This window comes from Providencia sp. R33 (assembly GCF_019343475.1).
Classification (GTDB): domain Bacteria; phylum Pseudomonadota; class Gammaproteobacteria; order Enterobacterales; family Enterobacteriaceae; genus Providencia.
The window spans coordinates 3,849,423-3,872,918 of sequence record NZ_CP072453.1; the positions used below are offsets into that span (position 1 = coordinate 3,849,423).

22 protein-coding genes are annotated in these 23,496 nt (G+C 38.0%); 12 read left to right on the forward strand and 10 right to left on the reverse strand.

Annotated elements, in window-relative coordinates; all coding sequences use genetic code 11:
- Positions 1-14: 14 nt before the first annotated feature.
- The 5 genes from J6836_RS18095 to J6836_RS18115 all read left to right on the forward strand — a co-directional run bounded on the left by J6836_RS18095 (position 15) and on the right by J6836_RS18115 (position 5,422).
- Positions 15-2,654: a fimbrial biogenesis usher protein gene (locus J6836_RS18095; protein ID WP_219245257.1), complete on the forward strand. Its 2,640-nt coding sequence runs from the start codon at positions 15-17 to the stop codon at positions 2,652-2,654.
- 10 nt (positions 2,655-2,664) lie between these two features.
- Positions 2,665-3,201 carry a fimbrial protein gene (locus J6836_RS18100; RefSeq protein WP_219245258.1) on the forward strand — a complete coding sequence of 179 codons (537 nt, stop codon included), beginning with the start codon at positions 2,665-2,667 and terminating at the stop codon, positions 3,199-3,201.
- A gap of 21 nt (positions 3,202-3,222) precedes the next feature.
- Positions 3,223-3,726 (forward strand): fimbrial protein, encoded by a 504-nt coding sequence (locus tag J6836_RS18105; RefSeq protein ID WP_425299740.1) that lies wholly within the window; start codon positions 3,223-3,225, stop codon positions 3,724-3,726.
- Positions 3,727-3,741: 15 nt separating this feature from the next.
- Positions 3,742-4,674 carry a fimbrial protein gene (locus tag J6836_RS18110; protein WP_374447332.1) on the forward strand — a complete coding sequence of 311 codons (933 nt, stop codon included), beginning with the start codon at positions 3,742-3,744 and terminating at the stop codon, positions 4,672-4,674.
- A 208-nt stretch (positions 4,675-4,882) separates the two neighbouring features.
- Complete coding sequence (locus J6836_RS18115; protein WP_219245261.1) at positions 4,883-5,422, forward strand: DUF2058 domain-containing protein; 540 nt, start codon at positions 4,883-4,885, stop codon at positions 5,420-5,422.
- A 289-nt stretch (positions 5,423-5,711) separates the two neighbouring features.
- Here J6836_RS18115 and J6836_RS18120 read toward each other — a convergent pair whose 3' ends face one another.
- The gene (locus tag J6836_RS18120; RefSeq protein WP_219245262.1) at positions 5,712-6,410 is read right to left on the reverse strand and encodes an RluA family pseudouridine synthase; all 699 of its coding nucleotides are present in this window, start codon (positions 6,408-6,410) and stop codon (positions 5,712-5,714) included.
- A 180-nt stretch (positions 6,411-6,590) separates the two neighbouring features.
- Here J6836_RS18120 and J6836_RS18125 point away from each other — a divergent pair, with 180 nt between their 5' ends.
- The 7 genes from J6836_RS18125 to J6836_RS18155 all read left to right on the forward strand — a co-directional run bounded on the left by J6836_RS18125 (position 6,591) and on the right by J6836_RS18155 (position 14,627).
- Positions 6,591-7,076 (forward strand): cold-shock protein, encoded by a 486-nt coding sequence (locus tag J6836_RS18125; protein ID WP_219245263.1) that lies wholly within the window; start codon positions 6,591-6,593, stop codon positions 7,074-7,076.
- An 848-nt stretch (positions 7,077-7,924) separates the two neighbouring features.
- Positions 7,925-8,179: a helix-turn-helix domain-containing protein gene (locus J6836_RS18130; protein WP_255586255.1), complete on the forward strand. Its 255-nt coding sequence runs from the start codon at positions 7,925-7,927 to the stop codon at positions 8,177-8,179.
- Positions 8,180-8,315: 136 nt separating this feature from the next.
- Positions 8,316-8,924, forward strand: a complete 609-nt coding sequence (ecpA, locus tag J6836_RS18135) for a common pilus major fimbrillin subunit EcpA (RefSeq protein ID WP_219245265.1) — start codon at positions 8,316-8,318, stop codon at positions 8,922-8,924.
- A gap of 92 nt (positions 8,925-9,016) precedes the next feature.
- Positions 9,017-9,700, forward strand: coding sequence for a hypothetical protein (locus J6836_RS18140; RefSeq protein WP_206085167.1), 684 nt, complete (start codon positions 9,017-9,019; stop codon positions 9,698-9,700).
- Positions 9,701-9,719: 19 nt separating this feature from the next.
- On the forward strand, positions 9,720-12,215 hold the full coding sequence (locus tag J6836_RS18145) for a TcfC E-set like domain-containing protein (RefSeq protein ID WP_219245266.1): 2,496 nt from the start codon (positions 9,720-9,722) through the stop codon (positions 12,213-12,215).
- A 25-nt stretch (positions 12,216-12,240) separates the two neighbouring features.
- Positions 12,241-13,857, forward strand: a complete 1,617-nt coding sequence (locus J6836_RS18150; RefSeq protein WP_219245267.1) for a fimbrial protein — start codon at positions 12,241-12,243, stop codon at positions 13,855-13,857.
- Positions 13,858-13,949: 92 nt separating this feature from the next.
- Complete coding sequence (locus J6836_RS18155; RefSeq protein ID WP_219249542.1) at positions 13,950-14,627, forward strand: fimbrial protein; 678 nt, start codon at positions 13,950-13,952, stop codon at positions 14,625-14,627.
- Between the two features lie 45 nt (positions 14,628-14,672).
- Here J6836_RS18155 and J6836_RS18160 read toward each other — a convergent pair whose 3' ends face one another.
- The 9 genes from J6836_RS18160 to J6836_RS18200 form a co-directional block, all read right to left on the reverse strand.
- Positions 14,673-15,674, reverse strand: a complete 1,002-nt coding sequence (locus tag J6836_RS18160) for a fimbrial protein (RefSeq protein ID WP_255586258.1) — start codon at positions 15,672-15,674, stop codon at positions 14,673-14,675.
- A 13-nt stretch (positions 15,675-15,687) separates the two neighbouring features.
- Positions 15,688-16,254 (reverse strand): fimbrial protein, encoded by a 567-nt coding sequence (locus tag J6836_RS18165; protein WP_219245269.1) that lies wholly within the window; start codon positions 16,252-16,254, stop codon positions 15,688-15,690.
- 40 nt (positions 16,255-16,294) lie between these two features.
- Positions 16,295-16,909, reverse strand: a complete 615-nt coding sequence (locus tag J6836_RS18170; protein WP_219245270.1) for a fimbrial protein — start codon at positions 16,907-16,909, stop codon at positions 16,295-16,297.
- 10 nt (positions 16,910-16,919) lie between these two features.
- A complete protein-coding gene (locus J6836_RS18175) occupies positions 16,920-17,669 on the reverse strand; it encodes a fimbria/pilus periplasmic chaperone (protein ID WP_219245271.1) in 750 nt (249 codons plus the stop codon).
- A 13-nt stretch (positions 17,670-17,682) separates the two neighbouring features.
- Positions 17,683-20,214: an outer membrane usher protein gene (locus J6836_RS18180; RefSeq protein WP_219245272.1), complete on the reverse strand. Its 2,532-nt coding sequence runs from the start codon at positions 20,212-20,214 to the stop codon at positions 17,683-17,685.
- Between the two features lie 28 nt (positions 20,215-20,242).
- Positions 20,243-20,788 (reverse strand): fimbrial protein, encoded by a 546-nt coding sequence (locus tag J6836_RS18185; protein ID WP_255586260.1) that lies wholly within the window; start codon positions 20,786-20,788, stop codon positions 20,243-20,245.
- 66 nt (positions 20,789-20,854) lie between these two features.
- Positions 20,855-21,418, reverse strand: coding sequence for a fimbrial protein (locus tag J6836_RS18190; protein WP_219245273.1), 564 nt, complete (start codon positions 21,416-21,418; stop codon positions 20,855-20,857).
- 82 nt (positions 21,419-21,500) lie between these two features.
- The gene (locus J6836_RS18195; RefSeq protein WP_219245274.1) at positions 21,501-21,890 is read right to left on the reverse strand and encodes a helix-turn-helix domain-containing protein; all 390 of its coding nucleotides are present in this window, start codon (positions 21,888-21,890) and stop codon (positions 21,501-21,503) included.
- Positions 21,891-22,826: 936 nt separating this feature from the next.
- Positions 22,827-23,384: a tyrosine-type DNA invertase gene (locus J6836_RS18200; protein WP_219245275.1), complete on the reverse strand. Its 558-nt coding sequence runs from the start codon at positions 23,382-23,384 to the stop codon at positions 22,827-22,829.
- Positions 23,385-23,496: the final 112 nt, after the last annotated feature.

The following is a 23,496-nucleotide window of genomic DNA, read 5'->3' on the forward strand; positions in this document are numbered from 1 at the left end:
CAGGGAGAGGGAATATGTCATATCTGGCATTTGAAAAAAGGCAATTCATTTCGGGGAAAGAGTCATTTTTTGGATATATATCCGCACGCCATTTTCCCTTAATTCCATTGACGCTATTAATTGGTGCCTGCCTATATCCTTCTTGGGCGAAGGCAGAAATCTATTTTAACCCACGATTTTTAGCCGATGACCCTTCTGCTGTTGCGGATTTATCTGCTTTTGAGCAAGGCCAAGAAGTACCCGAGGGAACCTATCGTGTTGATATTTATTTGAATGATGGCTATATATCGACCAAAGATGTCCGTTTTGCCGCAAATAAAAATGAAAGCCAGCTTATGCCTTGTTTTACTCGCGACGAATTGGCAAAAATGGGCGTTAACACACTAAAAATTTCTGAAGCAAATATCTCCGGGAAAAATAACTGCCAGCCTTTGAGTATGCTTATTGAAGACTCGACAACACGCTTTGATGTCGGTTTGCAACGGCTATATATGACTGTCCCACAAGTATTTATGTCTAATCAGGCTCGAGATTTCATTCCTCCTGAATATTGGGACTCGGGTATTACGGCAGGTATTTTAAACTATAGCTTAACTGGGAATAGTGCGCGTAACCAAAATGGCAAACACAGTAGCTATACCTACCTAAATATGCAAAGTGGCCTAAACCTTGGTGCATGGCGCTTACGAGATAACTCAACATGGAGTCACAGTTCAGGAACGTCGAATACCGAAACTCGTTGGGAGCATATTAATACCTATTTAGAGCGGGGGATTAATCAGATACGCTCCCGCCTAACTATAGGTGACAGTTATACCCCCGGTGAAATCTTTGATAGCTTTAACTTCCGAGGAATTCAGTTAGCTTCTGATGACAACATGCTACCGGAAAGCCAAAAAGGGTTTGCGCCGGTTATTCGCGGCATTGCTCGTGGTACAGCTGATGTTTCCATCAAACAAAATGGCTATGAAATCTACCGCAATACTTTCCCGCCAGGGCCCTTCATTATTAATGACTTATATGCCGCAGGAAACAGTGGTGACCTCAATGTCACTATTACCGAAGCGGATGGTTCAGTGCAAAGTTTTACGGTGCCTTACTCATCTGTACCATTGCTTCAAAGGGAAGGGCATACCGAATATGCGGTTACTGCGGGTGATTATCGGGCAGGAAATGGCCAGCAAGAGAAACCGAGTTTTATGCAAGCGACATTAATGAGAGGTTTATCATACGGGTGGACACTTTATGGTGGTTCACAACTCGCTAGTCGCTATCAGTCCTTCAACATTGGTATGGGAAAAAATATTGGTGTATTTGGTGCGCTGTCTATCGATATTACGCAGGCAAATGCGAAGCTTCCCGACGATAGCAATCATCAGGGGCAATCTATTCGTTTTCTTTATAACAAATCGATGAATGAAACGGGCACAACCATTCAATTGGCTGGTTATCGTTATTCAACCAAAGGCTATTATTCATTTGCGGATACGACTTATAAGCGCATGAATGGTTATAGCCTTGCGACGCAAGATGGTGTCATTCAAGTCACTCCAACATTCTCGGATTACTATAATTTAGCTTATAACAAACGTGAAAAAATCCAATTAAGTCTCACTCAGCAATTAGGTGAGCAATCAACATTATATCTAACTGGAAGCCATGAAACGTATTGGAACACGAGTAAGTCCGATAAACATTTACAGGTTGGTTTTAATACGCTGATTGAAGGTATTAGCTGGGGGATCAACTACAGCTTATCTAAGAATTCTTGGCAGGAAGCAAACGATCAAATGTTAGCGATGAATGTGAATATCCCATTTAGCTATTGGATGCGTTCTGACAGCCAATCAATCTGGCGTAATGCGAGTGCCAGTTATAACGTCTCCCATGACCTAAAAGGCCGCATGACTAACATGGCAGGCCTTTATGGCACATTGCTTGAAGATAATAACTTAAGTTATAACGTGCAAACGGGTTACGCAGGGGGCGGCCAAGGTAACTCTTCGGCATCTGGTTACACTGCGCTGAACTATCGCGGTACATATGGTAATGCAAACGCTGGCTACAGTTATACCGATAACGTTCGCCAAATGTATTATGGTTTGAGTGGTGGTGTGTTAGCGCACGCTAATGGCATCACGCTTAGTCAGCCAATGAATGACACTGTTGTCCTTGTGAAAGCACCGGGGGCTGGAAACGTAAAAGTTGAAAACCAGACCGGGGTTAATACTGATTGGCGTGGTTATGCCATCTTACCTTATGCCACAGATTACCGAGAAAACCGTATTGCGCTAGATACCAACACATTAGCCAATAATGTCGATTTAGAAGATCCCGTTGTCAGCGTCGTTCCTACTCGAGGTGCAGTTGTTCGCGCTGATTTTCATCCTCGAATTGGTGTAAAGGTACTGATGACATTACTAAAAAGTGATGGAAAACCAGTACCATTTGGCGCGATTGTTTCTTCAAGCGATAACAATGGCAGCAGCATTGTTGCTGATGACGGTCAAGTTTACTTAACGGGTTTATCACTTTCAGGCCACCTCATTGCACGCTGGGGGGACGGCCCTGACTCACAGTGCCAAATTAACTACACATTACCCGAGCAAAGCCAACACGAGATGCTCAGTAAGTACCGCGCACTGTGCCGCTAAGGAGCCAATAATGCCGAATAAATTCATGATTTTTTCTGCTTCTCTATTTGCACTTTTATCATTATCTCAAGGTGCATATGCGGCAGACAGTACGATCAACATTAAAGGGTATGTGCGAGATAATACTTGTGCGGTAGCACCAGGATCGCAAAGCCAAGTTGTTGATTTACTGAATAATGCAGTGAAGCAACTTTATACTGTAGGGGAAGTGACCCCTGCAATTCCATTTAATATTGAACTCACCCCTTGTGGCAACTCAGTCACTGCCGTGAAAGTGGGATTTGTGGGAATTGCGGATACCAACAATCAGACCTTATTGGCGTTAGACCCCGGAAGCCTCAATGCATCAGGCGCAGGTATACAAATTTTAGATGGTGCCAGAAAACCACTTACACTCAATGCCACCAGCAACAGCATGGTTTGGACTCCTTTAGTGGCAGGCAAAAATAATACACTGCATTTTTATGCTCGATTAATGGCGTCTAAATTACCGGTCACTGCGGGGCATGTTCGAGCTACCGCCACTTTTACGCTTGAGTTTCAGTAAGTAGAGGATGTCATCATGAACATTAAATGGAAAGGAGCAGCCCCGTTTATCTGGCTGATTTTATTTTCACCAGCTACATCCTTATATGCCGCTGATGTGACGATTACAGTGAATGGGAGTGTTGTTGCTAAGCCATGCACTGTTGCAACGACGAGTGCCAATGTTGATTTAGGTGATTTATACACTTTCAATTTAATCACTCCAGGCTCTTCCTCAATATGGCACCCCGTTTCATTAGAATTAGTCAATTGCCCAGTAGGAACGTCCACTGTGACTGCGACTTTCAGCGGTATCGCTGATACGACGGGTTATTATAAAAATCAAGGAACAGCAGGCAACATTCAGCTACAACTCCAAGATACCGCGGGTAATAACTTAAATAATGGCGCGCAAAAAAAACTGCAAGTTAACGACTCTTCATTATCCATCCGTTTTCCTTTGCAAGTCAGAGCGCTTTCCGTCAAAGGCCAAGCTACCCAAGGAAACATACAGGCCGTTATTGATGTTACCTATACTTATCAATGAGTTAATATTATGAATATAAAAAAATGTGTTCAATTATTTGCAGCAGGTTTAACGATTTATACCGTGGGTGTTTCCTCAGGCTATGCTTTCACCTGTACAGATTCTACGGGTAACATATTACAAAGCAGCAATGTCACACAGACTGCGAATGCTTATGTGAACCTACAACCAAGTGTGCAACCTGGGCAAAATCTAGTCGTCGACTTATCACAATCCATTTCATGTAAAAACGATGCACCAACAACACGTCGGGACTTGGTGAGTATGATTAGAGGGTCTGCATTTGGTGGGGCACTTGCCAACTTTAATGGCTCACTAAAATACTATGGTATCAACAATACGTTTCCCCTTGTGCAACCCACGCACCAACAAAGTTTTCCGTCTGGGAATTATACCCCTTGGAATACTCAATTATTCCTAACACCTATTAATGCCGCGGGCGGGATTGCCATTAAAAAAGGTACACATTTTGCCACTCTTGTCATGTATCAAGTGGGTTCTAATATTATTGGCGGTGGTAACGTACATACGGCTACCTTTACATGGAACCTCTACACTAATAATGATGTACTCATTCCTATTGGTGGGTGTGATGTATCTTCACGAAATGTTATTGTAAATTTACCTGAATACCCTGGCACTGCGCCTGTACCGCTTTCGGTCCACTGTGCTTCAGGGCAAAACCTGTATTATTATCTTTCAGGAACTACTGATACTCGTTCAAATATTTTTGCGAATACGTTTTCGGGAACAAACTCGGCAAAAGGTGTCGGTATTCAACTGGTTCGTAATGGGAATGCAATAGCTGTTAATCAAAAAGTAGCTTTAGGTAGAGTCACTACAGGGGCTGTCAGCCTTGGCCTAAGTGCACGATATGGACGTACTTCAGGCCAAGTTTCAGCAGGAAAAGTACAGTCTATTATTGGTGTCACTTTTACTTATGACTAGAAAACAGGCTTAATTAATTTGGGGCTGATAATAAAAAGCAGGAAAAAAAATGCTTTTATCCTACTTTATCAGCAACCTCAAATACCACAATAGGTGGTATTTTTTACATTCACATGCCAACCTCTTCTCTCGACTCGGTACACTCTCCAAAATTACAGGTATAATCCTCCATTATCTCACTGACAATTTGATTGATGTGGAAATAGAAATGGCAAAACTCACCTTACAAGAACAGATGCTACAGGCAGGGCTGGTCACCAGTAAAAAAATGGCCAAAGTCCAAAGAACCGCGAAAAAATCACGAGTACAAGCTCGTGAGGCTAGAGAAGCAGTAGAAGAAAACAAAAAAGCGCAACTTGAGCGTGATAAGCAGTTGAGCGAGCAGCAAAAACAAGTCGCTTTGTCGAAAGAATACAAAGCGCAAGTGAAGCAGCTTATCGAAATGAATAAAATTGAGATAGTAAAAGGCGATATTGCGTTTAACTTCACCGACAACAATGTTATTAAACAAGTGATGGTAGATAAAACCACGCAAAAACAACTGATTAGTGGGCGTTTGGCGATTGCCCGTTTGGTCATTGATAACAGTGATGTAAATGGATATGCAATTATCCCAGCGGTTGTCGCCGATAAAATTACTCAAAGAGATGTCGAGAGTATTGTCTTAAATAATGCATTGAGTGAAGAAGAACTGGATGAAGATGATCCGTATGCGGAGTTCCAGATCCCTGATGATTTGATGTGGTAATACTCGTCATACTTCAAGCTGCAGCGTTGTTGACTGCGTTCATTCGCACTAGTCACATACTTATGTATGCTCCTAGCGTCTCATTCTCTTGTCGCCTAGCTGCAACTTGAATTATTTAGAGTATTAAAGGCAATTTAAAGTATTAAAAGACCGTTTCAAGCTGCAGCGTTGTTGACCGCGTTCATTCGCACTAGTCACATACTTATGTATGCTCCTAGCGTCTCATTCTCTTGTCGCCTAGCTGTAACTTGAATTATTTAGAGTATTAAAGTTTGGGCTATATAGAGTATTAGAACGGGCTACTATGAATAAAATGAAGTGGTTTTTGGCTAATTGGGTGTGTAAAACGTAGCTCACTGGCGTGTAACATCAGCCTTGGCGCGTGTTCTGTACCAGGCAAACACTGACCGCCATATAAATCACATCCCAAAATGGGATGCCCCAAATATTGGCAATGAATGCGTAGCTGGTGGGTGCGACCCGTTTCAGGTGTGAGCTGAACTCGTGTTAACGGGATAGTTATACCTTCTTCCATTTTCTGTTGAAAGCGTTCCTTCACCAAATAACGGGAGCGTGCGGGCTTTCCATTCACTTCACTAATAGACATCCGCGGAAATAGCGCTGGGTCTTTTGCAATCGGTGCATCAATTATCCCTTCATTATCATCCAAGTGCCCACACAGTAATGCTTGATAAACTTTAGCAACGGTTCGTTGGCTAAACTGCTGGCAAAGTGCTGCGTTGATGGCTTTATTGAGGGCAATGATCATTAGCCCTGAAGTGCCAAAATCTAAGCGATGGACAAGGGTGCAATCTGGAAATAACGTTACTAATCGATAATGCACAGAATCCAAGTTCTGGGGATTTTTCCCAGAAAGACTGAGTAGCCCTGATGGTTTATTGATAACCAATAAATATTCGTCTTGATAGAGGATATCAATCTGCTCATGGCAAGGGGGGGCAATGAAGGTATCAATAATTGTAGACATCGGGTTCTCTAAATAAAGAATGGCAACGAATAATAACGAATTTGCCGTCAATCGTCGCCTTTACACGGTGGAAAAATTATCATCAAGCTGAAAATCAAAGGCATGGTCTGAGCCTGCATTGTGCTTTATACTGCTGCCAGAGAAACTGAGTTTATAAACGATTAATTAGGTGGTAATGCAATGAAAGGAACAATCACAACGTGGTTTGACGATAAAGGCTTTGGATTTATCAAAGATGAAAACGGTGATAACCGTTATTTCCATGTGATTAAGGTTGCTAACCCTGAACTGATCAAAAAAGGCGCTGAAGTCACCTTTGAACCCACAACTAACAATAAAGGTTTGTCTGCTTTTGCTGTCAAAGTGATCCCTGAGAGCAAGTATATTTTTATTGCAGGTGAGCGTTTAAAACTCACTGCGATTAAATCTTTCCTCGTTTACAGTGAAGAAGTTCCTGCGGATGCGGGTATTGATAAAGCGAATACCGTGTTATCGGTCGGTGCATTGATGAGTAGTATTCGCCCAAAAACGGAAGTTAAGCCCGGTGATATGCGCTCACTGAAAAAATTAGCCATCACCACACTGCATGGAACGACGTTGACGTTTTCAGAAGATGAAATAGATATTGAAGAGACAGTAAAACGATTGAATTCATGCAAGAATTAGTATTTAGATAGACCTGAAAATTAAGCACTGAAGCGCTACCTTTGATGGCGCTTTTAGTGAGATGTTTTTTAATAAATCCCTTCTTTTATTTCAATATTATAATATTGATTGTTCTTCTAGGTGAATCCACTTACTATCGGTGCTTTGTTTTAAAGGCGTTGATTTCCCTTTTGGTCTTAAGCGCGTATTCACCTAAATATCGAAAATAAATTTGATTTACGCATACTCGAAATATGGGTAATGATGAATATGGCATGTAAAGAGGCTGATAGCCTTACTTTTCCTTAGCCTCTAATTGATTTATTAAGATGAATTTTTGTTTATTTAGAGATATATACTGAGTTTGTTATTACTGTTAATGAGTAAAAACCAAAACTATCTATGTTTATAGTTTATTGTTTTACTCATATTATGAGTTCATGTGATTAAAATTAATGTACTTTGTGTCAATTTGTAATTCAATGTAACTTTATGTGTTTTAATCCTTATAAGAGTAATTACTCGCTTGGAATTACACGCAATAATACCCGCCATAAATTAAAATATACTAATAATATTTAATTAATATATTTATCAGGTAGTTAATTATCTATTCCTTATCTTAAATACCCATGTAATGCGTATATCAATAAGTTAAAGTGATCAATACTCATCATTTAATAGGCTGCGACTATCAAATTTCGCTGTTTGATCGGTATAAACGTTTTTACTCTTATTTCAATGTATTTATTATTAATGAGAATTAAATGTTTAATTAATTATTTTATATTGGAGTGTAGTTAATGAAATCTAATATAATCAGTAGTCATGTTGGTATTTTCTTAAGGCGATCCCGTAAAGAAAAAAATATGACAGGAAAACAGTTGGCTAAATTAATGAATGTTAGCCAACAACAAATTTCGCGTTATGAAATAGGAACTACATCTATTACGCTAGATCAATTAGAACAATTTTTGAGAATACTGGATAAAAGATGGATAGATGTAATTCGGTTTCTTGAAGATGAATCAGTGGTTGGAATAAAAACAGAAAAAAATGAAAGTAAAAATAAATATCTTTCATGGAAAGGCTATTCTACTAAAAGCTTTATAAATAACTTCTAATTATTAGGGTAATCCGAATAAAATAATCAGATTTTCTGATTATTTTATTGATTATATTTTATAAAAAGCACGGTTAAAAGTGTTTTTTATACTATGTAATTATTTTTTGATATAAATTTAAATTAGAGAGAATAATATGTTAAATAAAAAAATGGCATCTGTTTTGCTATCAACAGTTATTGCTGCTTCTTTTGCAACCGTTGCTAATGCCGATACACGTACTGCTCAAGCGACTGCGACTTGGCAAGCAACAGCAATTAAAGATACAACAAGTATGTTAGTTGTTACTCCATTAAAAAGTTTAACGTTTAATTATGCTGAAGGCCAAAAAAGCTTTAACCAGCAAAATGGTGCATTCGACATTGCAATTCAAGGACAAGCTGGCGCTACAGATTTTAAATTAGCATCAAAAATTATTGCTAACACATTAGCAAGAACAACTGATGATTCCAAATTAACGGTTGGTGTTAAATGGAATGGCGAAGATCTAAATAAAAATACAGATTTAGTCTTAATTGATACATCAAAAGGTTTAACTTCTGGTTTAGATAATTTAGCAGCTGATGGTATCTACAATGGTTCTGATCGTGCTACAGACCGTGGTGAATTCACCTTTGTTATTGCAAGTGCTGAAGCGGCTGGTGCAGCAACAGACTTTAAAGCATTGACAGACGGTACATGGGATGGTGATGTGAAAGTTCAATTTACCGCAACTTGGGACGGTACTTTTACTCCAGCTCCTTAATTATCCCTTTATTGGATAATTGAATACTACGATAAAGATACTATAGGGAAATAATATCTTTATCGTTATTCCTTTCTTAGAAATTTATGATTATGAAAAAAATAACATTAGCATTAATTTTATTATCATGGCTCCCATTAAAAAATAGCTTCGCTGTTAATGTGGGGAATATTACTGAGATAATACCATCCGATGAAGACACAATAGCGAAAGAAATTGAAAATACAGTTGATACAGCAAGATTGGTAAATCTAACAATCGAAAAAATTGACTCTCCACTTGAAAATGGAAAGGTTATTCCTGTCAATGATCCTAATGAAATATTGTCAACACCAGCTAATTTAATTCTTCCTGGTAAAGCAAAAGATGTTTTTAAAATTATTTATCAGGGGCCAAAGGATGATAAAGAACGTTATTACAGATTGAATTGGAAAGATGACCCTATTGGTGAAAGTGGGGTTACGCAAAGTTCAAAATCTGCATCAGCAACAACATCGGCAACAATTAGTACGATTTTAGTTGTCGCACCAAGAATTGAAAATTTTAATTACCAATATATTAATTCCCAGGTTGCGAATACGGGTAATAGTTCTTTTCGTGTTGTGGCTTCAGGACCTTGTTTAGCAGAAAAACAAAAATATGCAGTGGATGGTGTTTGCCGTGAGCGATATTACCTTATGCCACATTTAGCCGTTAAATTGCAATTTGTCGATCTCTCAAATAAAAAATCAAGCGTAGGTATTTGGCACAAAGGAGAGTTCATTGTTGTCAAATAATGAAGAATGGACTTAAATCATGCGTAAGAGTGCTATTGCTTTATCAATATTGAGTATTATATTTTCGAATTCGATTAATGCTGATGAAATGAAAAGTATTAAGATTGGCGGATATATTATTCCTCCTGCATTTGTGAGTGCATTGGAGGAAGGAATGTCTGTACCTGTTTTTTTACGTCTGAATGATGAGGCTAAAAAAAGCCAGAGTGAAAGCAAAATTGCGGATGCAGTTATTGTCATTGATCAGGATAAAATTAAATTATCAAGTCTTCATCTCATTGATAATGATCAGGGTGCGAAACTTAATAACTTATTAGTTGATAAGCTTGAAAGTAAGCAAAATGCCATTTTTAATGAAAATAATGGCATTGTTATTGATAACAATGCCGTTCTTCAATTAAATATCTCTTCATTCAACCTATCATTAGATGTTGATAAATCCGCATTTGCAGCAAAAGAGCATGCGAGACAATCTGTCTTAGGAAATTCTTCAGTTAATTCACTTTCAGCCGTCGCCAATTATGATTTAGGTGTATTTCAGAGCAGAGTCAAAGACGCGAAAGACTCATCAAGTAGCTATTTTAATTTAGATGCCTTATTTGCTGCCGCAGAGCACCATTTTAATGTAAATGCTTCGGCTTACAGTATTGGAAAATCGAACTCGAACGTTGAGCTTTACCGTGCAATGTATGAACGCGATTTTAATGGATTTCGCTTTGCGCTAGGTTTAATGAGCACATGGAATTTACAATCGATTGCCAGTTTAACCGCCCTCAGTAGCAGTAAAATTTATGCCGCTTCCATCGGAAATAATTCATCCAGTATGGTAGTAAACAAACAACAGTCGTTAACGCCCATTTATGCTTTTTTAAATAGCCCTGGGGAAGTGCGTATTTACCGCCAAGGTAAATTATTAAATATTCAAAATTTCCCGATGGGTAATTTTGAAGTTGATACGAGCGTATTGCCTTATGGTATTTATGAAGTCACTATCGAAACGGTTGTTGATGGAAAAGTTGTCACTACGCAGCACCAAACAATTAATAAATCCTTCGGTGCAATAACGGGAAATTACGACAAGCTAAATTGGGAAATTTACGGTGGATATATTGATTTTGATAAGCGCCATTATGTAAGAGGTGAGGGCTCACATAGCCAGACCCCTGAAAAAAGTTATTTAGCGGGTGTTTCTTTTGCCTATAACTTCCCGGTGTTATCGGGTGTTCGTTTCCAAATGTCCAACTATGGGTTTGATAAATTTGTTGTACAAGAAACAAGTGTTAATGCCTCTTTAAATAACTATATTTCAGTTGCTTGGCAAGGCATGTTAGAAAATCATGGTAGCCATCGTAATATTGCAACGATTTCAGTCAATATCCCCGAGGGGTACGGTTCTTTATGGGCATCTAAAGAAAAGACCGTCGTGACGGGCGATTTACCACTTTATGATGCGGATAGTTATTCTTATGGCGGTACCATTAATTTTGACAAAATTATTGATAGAACAGGCTCGTTTACTATCAGTAATACCAAAGACCGCCGTGTTGGCAGTGACTCAATTAACTATGAATACGCCAATACATTATTCTCTGGTCGTTATGGCACAGTAGGGTTAAGGGCGGGTGTTCAGCGTTATCATTATGATAATCAAAACAGTACCAACGAAAAATATGTGAATCTTGACTTCTCTTTGCCGCTCTCTACATGGCTTAGCACTGGCGTTTCTTCGACAAACGGGAACGTAAAAGCCAATATTTATGCGAATAAGAATTTTGAAGACTCTGTGATTACCAATGCGGGGGTTTCAGTTTCAAAATTAGTTCGTGATAAAGATAATGGCGAGTCTGATTTTTCAACGCTAGGTTATGCGTCTTACGACACGAAATATAATTCAGGGACTGTGACGATTAATAGGCCTGATAATAACCGACTCAATGGTAACTTAACTTCACGTGGTTCAGTGGCCTACAGTAACGGAATGATCACGCCGAGCGGACAGCAAGGTAAATCTGGCGTCATTATTAACTCAGATATTAAAGGTAGTGGCAGCATGGTGGCTAAAGTGAATGGCCAAAACTACCCAATCAGTGGGAAAAATACGTTTATTCCATTGTCTCCTTATTCTGACTATGACATCCAATTAATGAACGATGGTAAATCAAAAGACAGTTTTGATATTGTCTCTGGCCGGAATAAATCCGTCACATTATATCCTGGAAATATTGCTCTTTATCAACCCGAAGTCAGGCAATTAGTGACCGTATTTGGTCGTCTGAAATCCCCTAATGGTGAATATATAAAATATGCCTCCATTCGAAACCACATCGGTCGAACAAAAACAGACCAAAATGGTGAGTTTTCCATGGACGTTGATGTTCGATATCCCGTGATATCACTATTACAAGACGACCAACAGACTATTTGCGAAGCCGATTTAAACCTGCAAGGTGCACGCGGTGCATTATGGGTTGGTGAGGTGACTTGTGAGCCTCAAGAAGCATTTGCTAAACGTTAATTATCTCTTTAAAGGCTAATTTAATATGCGATTATTATCGATAACAGCATTCTTTTTTTCATTCGCTGTTTTAACGCCGAATTCTTTTGCAGCAACTGCTCCACTGCAAGAATATGTCATTGTTGAAAACCAGATTGATAATGAATTTTTTATTGTGGCAAATAGGGTTGACCCGCGTTTTTCGGGCTCCAATGTTTTCACAAAATACCAACGTAATAGCCAATTGAGTTTAGGTTATATGGGATATACCGGTACGCCATTTAGTTCGGCTTATAATATGGGCGATATTTGGTTAGAAAACTCCCCTGTCAACCAACCGTTTATTGGAAACCGTTGTATGACGAACAACCGAAATTGCCCTGCAACCTCTTATTGGCCAGCTCAGCAATTACGGGATAATGGAGCATATAAAATACAGCAAACAGGTACACCGGGTGAATCGGGTTATTCAAGGCCTATTTTCTCGGAAGCGTTTTATCGCTGGTTAGCGGAAATTCCGCCAGGAACCGAATACACCTTTGATTTAAGAACATGTACGAGCCGTGATGATTATGATTTAAGTAATACGACCTGTATGACCAGCGGGGGACGAACAAGTACACAGCAACATTACATTCCAACCAATAAAAAAGGGAACATTATTTTGAAAGGTACTGGTGCCTTGCAAGAAGTGTTTGTGGACAGTAATGGGAACCCAACCATTGGGCTGGGTTCGAACTTTTGTTCTACCGGTATTGTTGGAAATGCGTCTGGCGTAATTTGTAAATTGGTGGAGTTAGAAACTAAAGGCTCATCAATTAGTGGGTCTTTTACGGTTCGTATGTACATTGATAGTGCAAAATTAGGTTTAGCAAGGGCACCTGCTGCTGCCCAAATCCAATACAAAGGCAGTAATAGCACACGCTGGACGAATTGGTCTTCAACAACAAATATGTCTGAGATTTTTAATAATGGCTCACAGAATATTGAAGTTTTTCTCTCTAATGCTTATTTGAAATCGATTGTTGATGCCTCGCCGAATTCAACCGTGACATTGGCAGACAGTGTTTATACGTTTGGTTTTCAATCTCCACTGCCACAGTCTGGTTTTTATGAATTTACACCCTCAAACTACCTAATTATTAAACCGAGAGATTATGGAATTAGTATTATTCCCGCGGATTTTAATCCAAATCAATCGAAAACGGGTAAGGTGGGTAGCGAAGAGCCACCAATAGAATTTAATTACATTGTAACCACCAGTGGCCCAAGGCAGGCTGACTCTATTACAGCAAAAGTTGAAGGCCCCCAAACAACATTAAAAGGCCAATCGTATTGTTTATTTACATCAAACGATAACAAACTGAACGTGCCTTTTTCCGCTTATCTTTCCTTTAAAAATGGCAGTGGTGTGAAAGAATCATATCGCGCAAGTTGTGATAGTAATGAAATTTCATTGAAAAATGCGTTATGGGCGGAAACGCCATGGGATAGGCCAAATGAAGATCTCGGTTCTTTTTATCGCACTAATTTAGATTTATCGTTCCCAATGAATGATGCTAATTCATTTTTCACATTAGACGGCATTGATTGGCTCGGGACAGTTTCAGCAAGTGGGACGATCACCGTCAAGGCGATTTGGACAGGGCCGGATATTCAATAAATCTTACAACTATTTTGTGGCTACTTGTAATGACGCAAGTAGCCCTTTCATTGGCACCAATTCTTCCTTCAATTCAATATCGGATTTTTATTATGAAACGCTTTTCTTTGCTTAAAATCCTATTCTTGATGGTATTGTTTTCGTTCTACAACAACGCATTTGCGTTATATATCAATTCAGATATTTCTTCGATGGATTCGGGGCAAGAGTTTTTTTCTAAGCCATACGTTAATGATACAAAAAAAACGAATTTATATAATTTTAGTGCTTATAAAATTGATAAACCGGGTGGCCAAGAACAGGGTGAGCCGATATTCAACGGTGAAATTATTTTTACGCCATTGAAGAAAATTTTATTACCGGGAGAGCAAGAATTTTTTAAAATATTTTATCGAGGGCAAGCGGATGAAACAGAGCGTTATTATAAGATTATTATTAGCGAAACGCCTTTAGATATGCGCAATGATGACGGGGAAAAAAAGCAGCCATTATTTTACCCAACTGTTAGTTTAGAAACCTATTTTGTTGTGAGACCCAAAAAACCTGATTTTAAATACAACCTTAATTCAAATGAAGGCGTGCTGAAAAATACAGGGAATACCTACTTTAGAGTGCTACTGCATGAAAGCTGTGATGCTAATGATGACTCGGAGCCTTACGTCTTTTATTTGTTGCCTAATCAAGAGTTTAACGATGTACGCTTAAAAAAGAAAAGCCGAAAATATATTGTTATTTTTGATAAGTATTACTCAGTTGGGAATTGTGAATAGCTAACAAGAAAGGGGCTTTTATTCATTAAAAGCCCCTTTCTATCGCTATGGTGTGGACATAATAATTGTTGCCGCAGAGTTAAAATAGCCTTCTGTTAGTTCATTTGGTGATAAATTTGGTTTTTTCACTAACGTAAACATTAATGTATCTCGGCCATGGCCGTTTTCGATTTTTGAATTGAAATGCCCATTTATTGGTGAAATACGTTGCCCTTGATGATATACCTCTACGCCTAATCCAGGCATAATCGCACCTTGGCTGCCGATATCGCCAGTTCTAATGAGTAGTGCATCAGATGAGAAAGTTGAGGTTTCCCCGCTCAAAATCATTTTTATTGGTGCTGTTAAGTTATTATCTTCGCAGCTGTACGTGATCTCAACATTGCGCTGAAAACGGCTCGCGCTACCTACGGTTGAAATACCTGATGCATTGACTGTTTCAAAATCAACAATAATGATTTGGTTATTATTGATATCGCATGTCCCTGTTCCGACTACCACATCATTTCCAGCATAGAAATTCCATTTAAAATAGGCGTGGTCAATATGTTGGCTACTATTCACATATGTCGCGTATTTATGGAGATCCAACGTCATCAATAAATCGCCTTTTCTGACTAACACAGAAGGCGTAGGTTTAACGTTTACTTGTAAATATAATTTAATTTGTAAAGGTTCAGAGGCGGTGGTTAAACGAAAAACTTGAATTTCTTTCCCACTAAAAGGCGCTAAATAATAAGCACCACGTACAACAACACCCGCTTTTAATTCAGGATTGTTTTTAAATGCGGGGCCTAAATCAGCGCCTGTGACATTGAGGTAATCAACGTACGCAGTGGGTGCTTCATTACGGCAAGTCATAAAATCGCTCACATCTGCGAATTCATTAATTCGATTAGGTACCGCAAAAATATCATTATCAAGAGGAACATCATTAATACTTTGTGTTCCACCGCCGACCTCTTGGCCCCCATTTGTTTTACATTGGAATGCTAAAATGGTGGGGGAAAATAATAAGGTTGCGAGAAGTAATATTAATATCTTCATTGTTACTGATACCTTAATCATAAATTAAACTAAAAATAGCGGTTGCAGTAAAATGGCCAAACGCAATACTTTTATTTTTGATTGCATCGGGTTCCCCTTGTACATTCGCATTAAAACTTAATATATTCGTACCATTCTCTAGATTATATGCGGGCGTCGTACTATTAATGGGGATTTTTTTACCACTGTATTCTAAAATTTCAATGCCTATACCCGAAGCCATACTGCCTGAATCTAATGCGAGAAGGCCTGGTAGATTGGTATTTTCGGTTCCTGTAAATTTAACGGTTACCGTTTTAAATATACTATTATCACAGTCATCTAAGTGAATATTAAAATTTTCTAGAGGTGTTTTTTGGTTGATATAGAGATACTTATTGACGATAGTACCAAAGTCTACAATGATATTTTCATCACCAGGTCTTACTGTACAAGCTTCAGCAACAAGCTGCCCTCGTATTTTAATTTCACCGATTTGACCATTTTTTGCATGGCTCGGTAATGAAAAAAATAACAAACTTAATAGCATGGAGAGTATTATTTTTTTAAATTTATAAAAATTGAAATTTAAGTTATTCATATAAATACCTTCAATGCTACATTCGCAAAATTGAGTGAGCTTATTCATAGGTTATTTGAAAAGAAATAACGCTTCGGTACGCACCTGCCTGTAATTTTTCGGCAACTCTAACGGGGGCTACGTAATAGGTTAAAATATTTTGCCCAGACGAAATAAGTTGTGGTTCGCTGTATTCACCAAAAGCGATCTCTTTCCCTTTTGGGTTGGTGATTTGTAACCCCAACCCTGTAACGCCTTCGACACTAGCAATGCTAGGACGAAACGGTATGACAGGGGCAATAAACCGAATTTTCATCCCCGGCTGAGAATTACTCCATGTAACATTACCCGATTTATCATTTCTTAGGATGGTTGGCGTTTCGATACAATCTAGTAATTCAATATTAATCGGAGTCTTATGGCCTTGTGCACCAATTGCTTTTAATGACGCAGTTTCAACATTCCCCAAATCAACAGATTGAAATGCAGAGTCCATCGATAAATGGCAAGCACTCTCAGTTAAGGAGCCGTAAACAAAAATTTTTCCATTGGCGCCTTCGACATCCCAATTTCCTGTGGCGTTATGAAAGGCATTCGAGGATGCCCCATATATGACAGACGGTGGAAATATCAGAGATAACCCGAGAAGCAAGGTAAGACTTTTTTGATTAATCATCTTTTCCTCTCTATTTATTTTCAGGAACAACCTGACATGTGCTGGCTTGGCATTTGAATTGCAATTTAGGACGGCCACCGTAGTCATTGATGTAGGTGAGAACAGGGTTCGCACCAACAGTAGAGCTTGGAACACCTAGGTTTTCTTGGCTAAATGGCGCGACCATAACAGCTTTAAAGTTTTGATTTACCGGTGAGTTGATACGCTCCGCAGCACCAATAATAGTGATGTAAAAGGGCGTTGGATTTTTTATAATATATTGGTCGCCTTGCTTAATAAGCTGTGTTTTTTCTTGCCAAGGGTTATTCAACATTTCAGTTTCGCTTAGCATGATGCTTTTGGGGCGATAAAATAATTTAATTTTGCTTTGTAATGCTAATTGCAAAACATTGGGTTTATCGCTTTTAGGTGGGATCTCTCTTAAGTTAAAGTAATAAACACTTTCTCTATCTTGAGGTAATTGGCTTATTTCAGGGAGTGCCTCAATACGGACTTGGCTTGATTTTTCCGGTTCAACTCTTTGCACAGGAGGTAATACGGCAAAGGGAGAGGTAATTTTCACCCCTTGAATATTTTCTACCCAGCCTTGAGCCAAATAAGGCAGTTGGTTATTTTTATTGGTAATAGTGATTGATACACTTTTTTGATCGCCATTAAAAATAATGCGAGTTCTATCTAAAGCAATTGCTGAGAAAGCACTTCCGCTAACTAAACTGCTTAATAAAATAGCACTGATATATAAATTAGTTAATTTTTTCATCGCAATCACTCATCTACAGATTATTATCTGTTTCATTACGTTTATTTGATAATGGTTTACAAGGAATGAATAATCCTTGGCTAATTGTTTCTAAATTCTCAGGAAAATGAATTTCACATTGAGCTGCACCACCCCAATGAATAATCATGACTTCATTCGGGTTGATTCCACTCACGTAGGCATACCCATTATCAGTGACTATTCCTGTTTCTTTTCCTGCCAAATTGGTAACCTGAGCACCAAAAGGTGGCGCAGAACCATCAGACATACGCATTGAAAGCATCATCTTTTCACCAGATAACACATTAAATTTACGGTAGCCAATCGCGCCTTCTGTTAATGTTGCTTGAACAATAGAATCAGTCACTTCGGCATTATTTGGTAGAGCGTTTAAGTCGACTTTAACTTTACTGCGGTAGTAGCTATTTAAGTCAGGCACAACCACTTTACCGAATGCATTTGATGCAATAGGGATACCGCGGTCTGATACGGGAATTTTAGCTACGCCGTCAGTGTCGATAAGTAAACGAGTGCCGCCAATATTTGAAACTCGGTGAGCATCTGCTCCTTTTAACGTCATAGTGAATCCGCCTTGAGCCCCTAATCCAAATGACGTGTAATTATTGTGAATATAGCTGGCATTTGCGGTTAACTTCGTATTATCGCCGTAATGAGTAATATAGGTGCTAGCGGTTCCACCTTTGTTGGTTGATCCTGCGCTGACTTGGTAATTGGTTCTATCAGACAGCTTGTCATAATAAGTTGCCCGGTTAACGGTGTCGTCCCGTGTTGCTTGTAATGAATAGCCGATATTGGCGCCATTTCCCCAAGGCATTGATGCTGAGATATAAAGGCCGTCATCATTTGTTTCGTTATATTTATTGCGATAAGCTGATAACGAAATATTAATATTTTTCAGGCTACCCCAATCTAAGGTTTTTGTGACCATTAAATTGTAGCGATTACTTTCTGGCTTATCCCAATACGTTTGGTGTGAATAGTTTAAATAAGCTGTAATTCTTGACTCCCTAAAGTTTTTATTTAGGGAAATCACATACATTTCCTTATTACTGCCTTGGCGTTCGCCAGAGTCTTTAGCCGTTAAAAAATCAGTCACTGTCATAAAGCTACGCTCAGAGAAGCGGTAGCCTGCGAATTGGACTTGGCTATCATAGTCATCAAAGCGCTTCGAATAGTTTATTCGATATGAATTACCAGTCAGTTTTTTATCATTCGGAATATTTGCAATAGAATGTGTAATATCGAAAGATAAAGCGCCAAATGCTAATAGGTCTCGGCCTACACCTACGTTGAATGCATTATAGTCTTGGCTATTTAATGAGCCTGCGAGTAATGACCAACCGTTGGTGACACCCCACGACATTTCACCACTAGCGAATGTATATCCATTAACATGGTGCTTCATATTCGTTGGTCGACCCATGGATAATTTATATCGAACACTACCGGGTCGCGTTAAATAAGGAATATTAGCCGTTTCAACCTGATATTCTTGAACTGAACCATCCTGCTCTTCGATTCGAACATCCAGTTTACCTGTCGTTGCATCACTTAAATTCTGGATACGGAAAGGTCCTGCAGCGACTTGTTCTTGGTAAATAATTCGCCCTTGTTGGCTAATAATTACTGTCGCGTTGGTGGTCGAAACTCCTGTAATTTCAGGTGCATATCCACGTAAGTTAGGTGGAAGCATTAAGATGTCCGTGCGTAAACTAACACCTGTAAATCGAAAGCTATCGAATAAATCAGTGTTAAAATAGTCTTCACCTAAGGTCAATTTAGCTTTAATACTGGTTAATGCTTTGTAGGCGTATAACCGACTCCATTGGAAATCATGCTCATTTTTACTATTCGAACTAGTTTCTCGTTGAGCACGTCCTTGCCAATCACCCCTGAAGCGCCAAGCACCAAGGTTCACGCCTGCAACGCCGTTTGCTGTCACATTATAGTTACTGTTGTTATCATGGGGTTTATTGGCTCTTGCGTTAATGTTGTAGTCGAAAAGCGCCCCAGAGATCCCTTCATCCCAGAGGGAAGGTGGATCCCAGTTGGCCGTTCTATATTCAAGATAGGCCTGAGGAATGCTCAGGTATAATGTTGAGTCAGATAAATCTCCTCGAGCTTGAAAACCGGGCAAGCTGAGTAAATCAAGGCACTCATTATTATGCCACCACGTGATTTTCTTCAGTGAATCTGCCGTTAATCCTAACAGCTGGACTTGTTCTTGAGTAATACACACAAGGCTCGCTTCAGGGTCATTCTTCGGCGCATAAAATGAAAATCGTTGCTCAGGCAGAGTTTCTTTATTTAATTGTATTTTCAGAGGGTAAGTGCCAGGCATAATATAACCAGCACGTGAGAATTGCTTAATATCAATGTTTTTTTTGTCTTCTAAATCAAATAATGCTGTATTAAATTGTATGGTATCAGCAGCATATAACTGGGCGGATAATGATCCAAAAGTGAACATTATCGTTGTCGTTATTATATTTATTTTGTGTTGTTTAAAAAACATAAAAAACATCCCTAAAACACCAATATAACTTTTAGAATTAATAATAATCGACCTTGAACCTTAATAAGGTTTGGTAATTACCCGCTTTAACAGGGTGATAATTGGTGACTAATTGCATTTGATATTTCAATATCATTGTGCCAGGTGTAATTCCTAATGCTGGTAATGGCTTTCCTGGTGTAATGGAATATCCAGATATATCATGCAATGCCAATTGCACTCCTTTTGCTTCACCCGAGAGTGTGAAGAAATTACCTTCTGATGGACCATCAAAAGTGACTTCGAGTGAATTCCATTCGTTATTATCTTTTGAATATTTTTCCCAACGGCAATCAACAAGTTTAATATTGAATTCTTTTATGGGGCCTTTCCCAACTTCACGAATATAGCTTGTTGGAAGCACCCCCATATTAATAGTCTGATCCCTAGACCCGATATCTATTGCACAGGCAGTATCGACTATCTCGCCGTTCATTGTGACTTTTCCCCATCCATGAGGTGATGCCGCCATTTGTGGCGAAAGAAATAATGTAAGTAGAAATAGAGATAATGCATTTCTTGGTGAATAGATAAGTCCTTTCACTTTAACCTCTGACTTAATTAGGTGACTAATAGAGGAATACGGATGTATTCCTCTTTAACTAATCAATTAGTTATAAGTTAAGGTAAAGTTAGTTACGCCTTCGAATTTACCTAATGGAATTTTATCCACTGCAACGTTTGCACCTTGTACATAAGCGCTATAACGTAGAGTGTTATCACCTGCTTGTAGTTGGTGCTCTTGTGCTGTAGCAACACCCATATCTAATGCTGCACCATTGGTATCTGTTAATTGAATACCGACGTTACCTGCGATAGTTGGATCAGTTGCATCTAAGCCAGTTACACCTAATAATTTAGGGTTAAACGCGGCACTAGAACCAGAGAATGTGATGTTAACTTTGTCATTATAGACTTTGTCATTTGCATCTTTAGGGAATACACAGTCTTCTAATTCAATGTTGAATTGTTTAGCAGTAGAAGTACCGCCATTCGCTAAAACAGAGTTAGCGATTTGGCCTAACCATACTGTTTGGTCAATAGAGTCAGAACTAATTGAGCAAGGTGCATCGATGATTTCACCTTTAAATGTAACTTTACCATGCCCTTGATCAGCGAGTGCTGGAGAAGCGATAGCGGCAGAAACAAGTGCTGCTAAAAATACTTTTTTCATTTGAACCTCATTTATATATAACAACGTGATGATTACCCAACAATTAAGTGGGCATAGTTAAAGTTTTATATTTTTTAAATAACTATTTGCTGTATAAAGAATTTAAAATAATTTCTGTTTGTCGATTGAAAATATAATGACAATTATCTTTCTCATCGAAGAGGCTTTCATTTTTATGAATAAATGAATTAGCATTTGAATGTTCTTCATTTATTTTCAATGTTATACTTTCGAAAAACGCACTAGGGTTAGTATCTAGATAGAATAAGATTGAAAATAGCATTGCACAGTTAATGCTACATATTCCTCTTTCATACCGAGAAATTTGTTGTTGTGATATCTTTAATTTTTTAGCTAGCTCTTTACCACTTAGCCCTTTTTCTTTTCTAAGATGAAATAATTCCAAACCAATTTGTTCAGTTAGTATTTTCTGAAAGTTATCTATACTGGTTTTTAACTTATTATTTTTCATATCTCACCAATAAAGCGTTATGTCAGTTAGGTTACAGTCAGACCTGCCTACAAAGTAAACGACTTGATTGTTTTTGACTCAAAAAAACGCAACAAAATAAATCAAAATGTTGCGTTAAATTGGTTTTAGCGATTTTGTTTTATATATTGGCATCGTCAGGATTAAAATCTTTAATTTGTGTTTTTGGTTAGTAAATGAAGAATATTTTACTGGCACATTTTAATGGTTAAAACATCACGGATGGTAACTTTTTGTTGTAGATAATAAAATTTTACATTAATTGCTGATTGCCTCTAAAATGTATTGTGCAAACAGATTTTTATGCTGTTTGATTTTGGTTAGTCTCAGAATTATACTTATTAGGCATTTTAAACATTTTGATTTATTATGTTGCATTATTATTTGATTTTAAATGAAATTTAAAACTTATCATTGTTTTAACTGAATTATTGTTAATTTTCTTTACAATTAACTTGTTTTTTGTTTTATTTGTCAAGTATATAATATATATTTCTTTTTTATTGTGGTTGTACAGAACTAAATTCCATTGATATTTAAATTTCATTACTCAAAGCATTAAAAATCTTCATATGACTGTCTAAAAATGAATGTAAATGTTTTTTTTGTGTATCTGAATTGGTAGTGGTATGTTAATTTAATGCGGTTTTAGGCGTACTCGTAATTGGAGTAATTAAATTATGATAATTGGTAAAAGAAGAATAAATAAAATTATTAACTAATCTTATTTTAGGTTTTTTGAAAGTAGTCAATCTATAGCTTTATTTGCGGTATTAAAAATAATCATTACACCCACTATTTATAAGAATACCTCAGTTTTATAAAACCAATTGGTTAAATAACTGAGGTATTTTTGGTGTTTAATTCATTTTATAATATTGAACTTTGGTTTCATGTTGACACAAGTCATTAAATTGTCTATTGATTAGACCAAATACCGCTAAAGCGTTTTTCATTACTTGCGGTATAAATTACAGTGTGGGCGATATTTCGATGCCCTAAATAGTCTTGAATTAATCGAGTATCTCTGCCGAGGTCAGCTAATGCGTACCCACACGCATGCCTTAACATATGTGGGTGAAGCTTGACGGGAAGTCCGGCTATCTTGCCGTATTGCTCAAATAAACGATAAATTTGATAACGAGAAATTTGGCTCCCTTTTTGCGAGATAAACAAACAATCTGAACTGGATGTTTTCCATGAGTCTCTTTCAATTAGCCATCTTTCTATTGCTGTAAATTCTTCTGGGATTATAGGTTGAACAGTGGATAGCCCTCCTTTTAATCGTCTGATATAGATGACTTTTTGGACTAAATCAATATCAGACATGGTGATATGAGTAAGTTCACTGACTCTCAAACCATGTAAAAAACTCATTAATAACAAACAATAGTCTCGATTAGGATATCGCCCCTGTTTGGTTGCATGTAATAGAGCGTTAACTTCTGTGCGTGTAATAAATTTACGTTTAGTCATTATGATCTCATTTATACCTCGTTACATTTCGCTATATACTCACAACAAATTAACTAAAAATAATTAATTTTCCTAAAATTAAATATAATATGTCATAAATGTGTGTGATGAT

Bases quoted from the DNA above. Each gene is read 5' to 3' on its own strand.
- J6836_RS18150 (WP_219245267.1), top strand. From the start codon at position 12,241: ATGCGATTATTATCGATAACAGCATTCTTTTTTTCATTCGCTGTTTTA.
- J6836_RS18155 (WP_219249542.1), top strand. From the start codon at position 13,950: ATGAAACGCTTTTCTTTGCTTAAAATCCTATTCTTGATGGTATTGTTT.
- J6836_RS18145 (WP_219245266.1), top strand. From the start codon at position 9,720: ATGCGTAAGAGTGCTATTGCTTTATCAATATTGAGTATTATATTTTCG.
- J6836_RS18140 (WP_206085167.1), top strand. From the start codon at position 9,017: ATGAAAAAAATAACATTAGCATTAATTTTATTATCATGGCTCCCATTA.
- J6836_RS18115 (WP_219245261.1), top strand. From the start codon at position 4,883: ATGGCAAAACTCACCTTACAAGAACAGATGCTACAGGCAGGGCTGGTC.
- J6836_RS18165 (WP_219245269.1), bottom strand. From the start codon at position 16,254: ATGAATAACTTAAATTTCAATTTTTATAAATTTAAAAAAATAATACTC.
- J6836_RS18120 (WP_219245262.1), bottom strand. From the start codon at position 6,410: ATGTCTACAATTATTGATACCTTCATTGCCCCCCCTTGCCATGAGCAG.
- J6836_RS18175 (WP_219245271.1), bottom strand. From the start codon at position 17,669: ATGAAAAAATTAACTAATTTATATATCAGTGCTATTTTATTAAGCAGT.
- J6836_RS18125 (WP_219245263.1), top strand. From the start codon at position 6,591: ATGAAAGGAACAATCACAACGTGGTTTGACGATAAAGGCTTTGGATTT.
- J6836_RS18195 (WP_219245274.1), bottom strand. From the start codon at position 21,890: ATGAAAAATAATAAGTTAAAAACCAGTATAGATAACTTTCAGAAAATA.
- ecpA (WP_219245265.1), top strand. From the start codon at position 8,316: ATGTTAAATAAAAAAATGGCATCTGTTTTGCTATCAACAGTTATTGCT.
- J6836_RS18170 (WP_219245270.1), bottom strand. From the start codon at position 16,909: ATGATTAATCAAAAAAGTCTTACCTTGCTTCTCGGGTTATCTCTGATA.
- J6836_RS18095 (WP_219245257.1), top strand. From the start codon at position 15: ATGTCATATCTGGCATTTGAAAAAAGGCAATTCATTTCGGGGAAAGAG.
- J6836_RS18100 (WP_219245258.1), top strand. From the start codon at position 2,665: ATGCCGAATAAATTCATGATTTTTTCTGCTTCTCTATTTGCACTTTTA.
- J6836_RS18200 (WP_219245275.1), bottom strand. From the start codon at position 23,384: ATGACTAAACGTAAATTTATTACACGCACAGAAGTTAACGCTCTATTA.
- J6836_RS18130 (WP_255586255.1), top strand. From the start codon at position 7,925: ATGACAGGAAAACAGTTGGCTAAATTAATGAATGTTAGCCAACAACAA.
- J6836_RS18180 (WP_219245272.1), bottom strand. From the start codon at position 20,214: ATGTTTTTTATGTTTTTTAAACAACACAAAATAAATATAATAACGACA.
- J6836_RS18160 (WP_255586258.1), bottom strand. From the start codon at position 15,674: ATGAAGATATTAATATTACTTCTCGCAACCTTATTATTTTCCCCCACC.
- J6836_RS18190 (WP_219245273.1), bottom strand. From the start codon at position 21,418: ATGAAAAAAGTATTTTTAGCAGCACTTGTTTCTGCCGCTATCGCTTCT.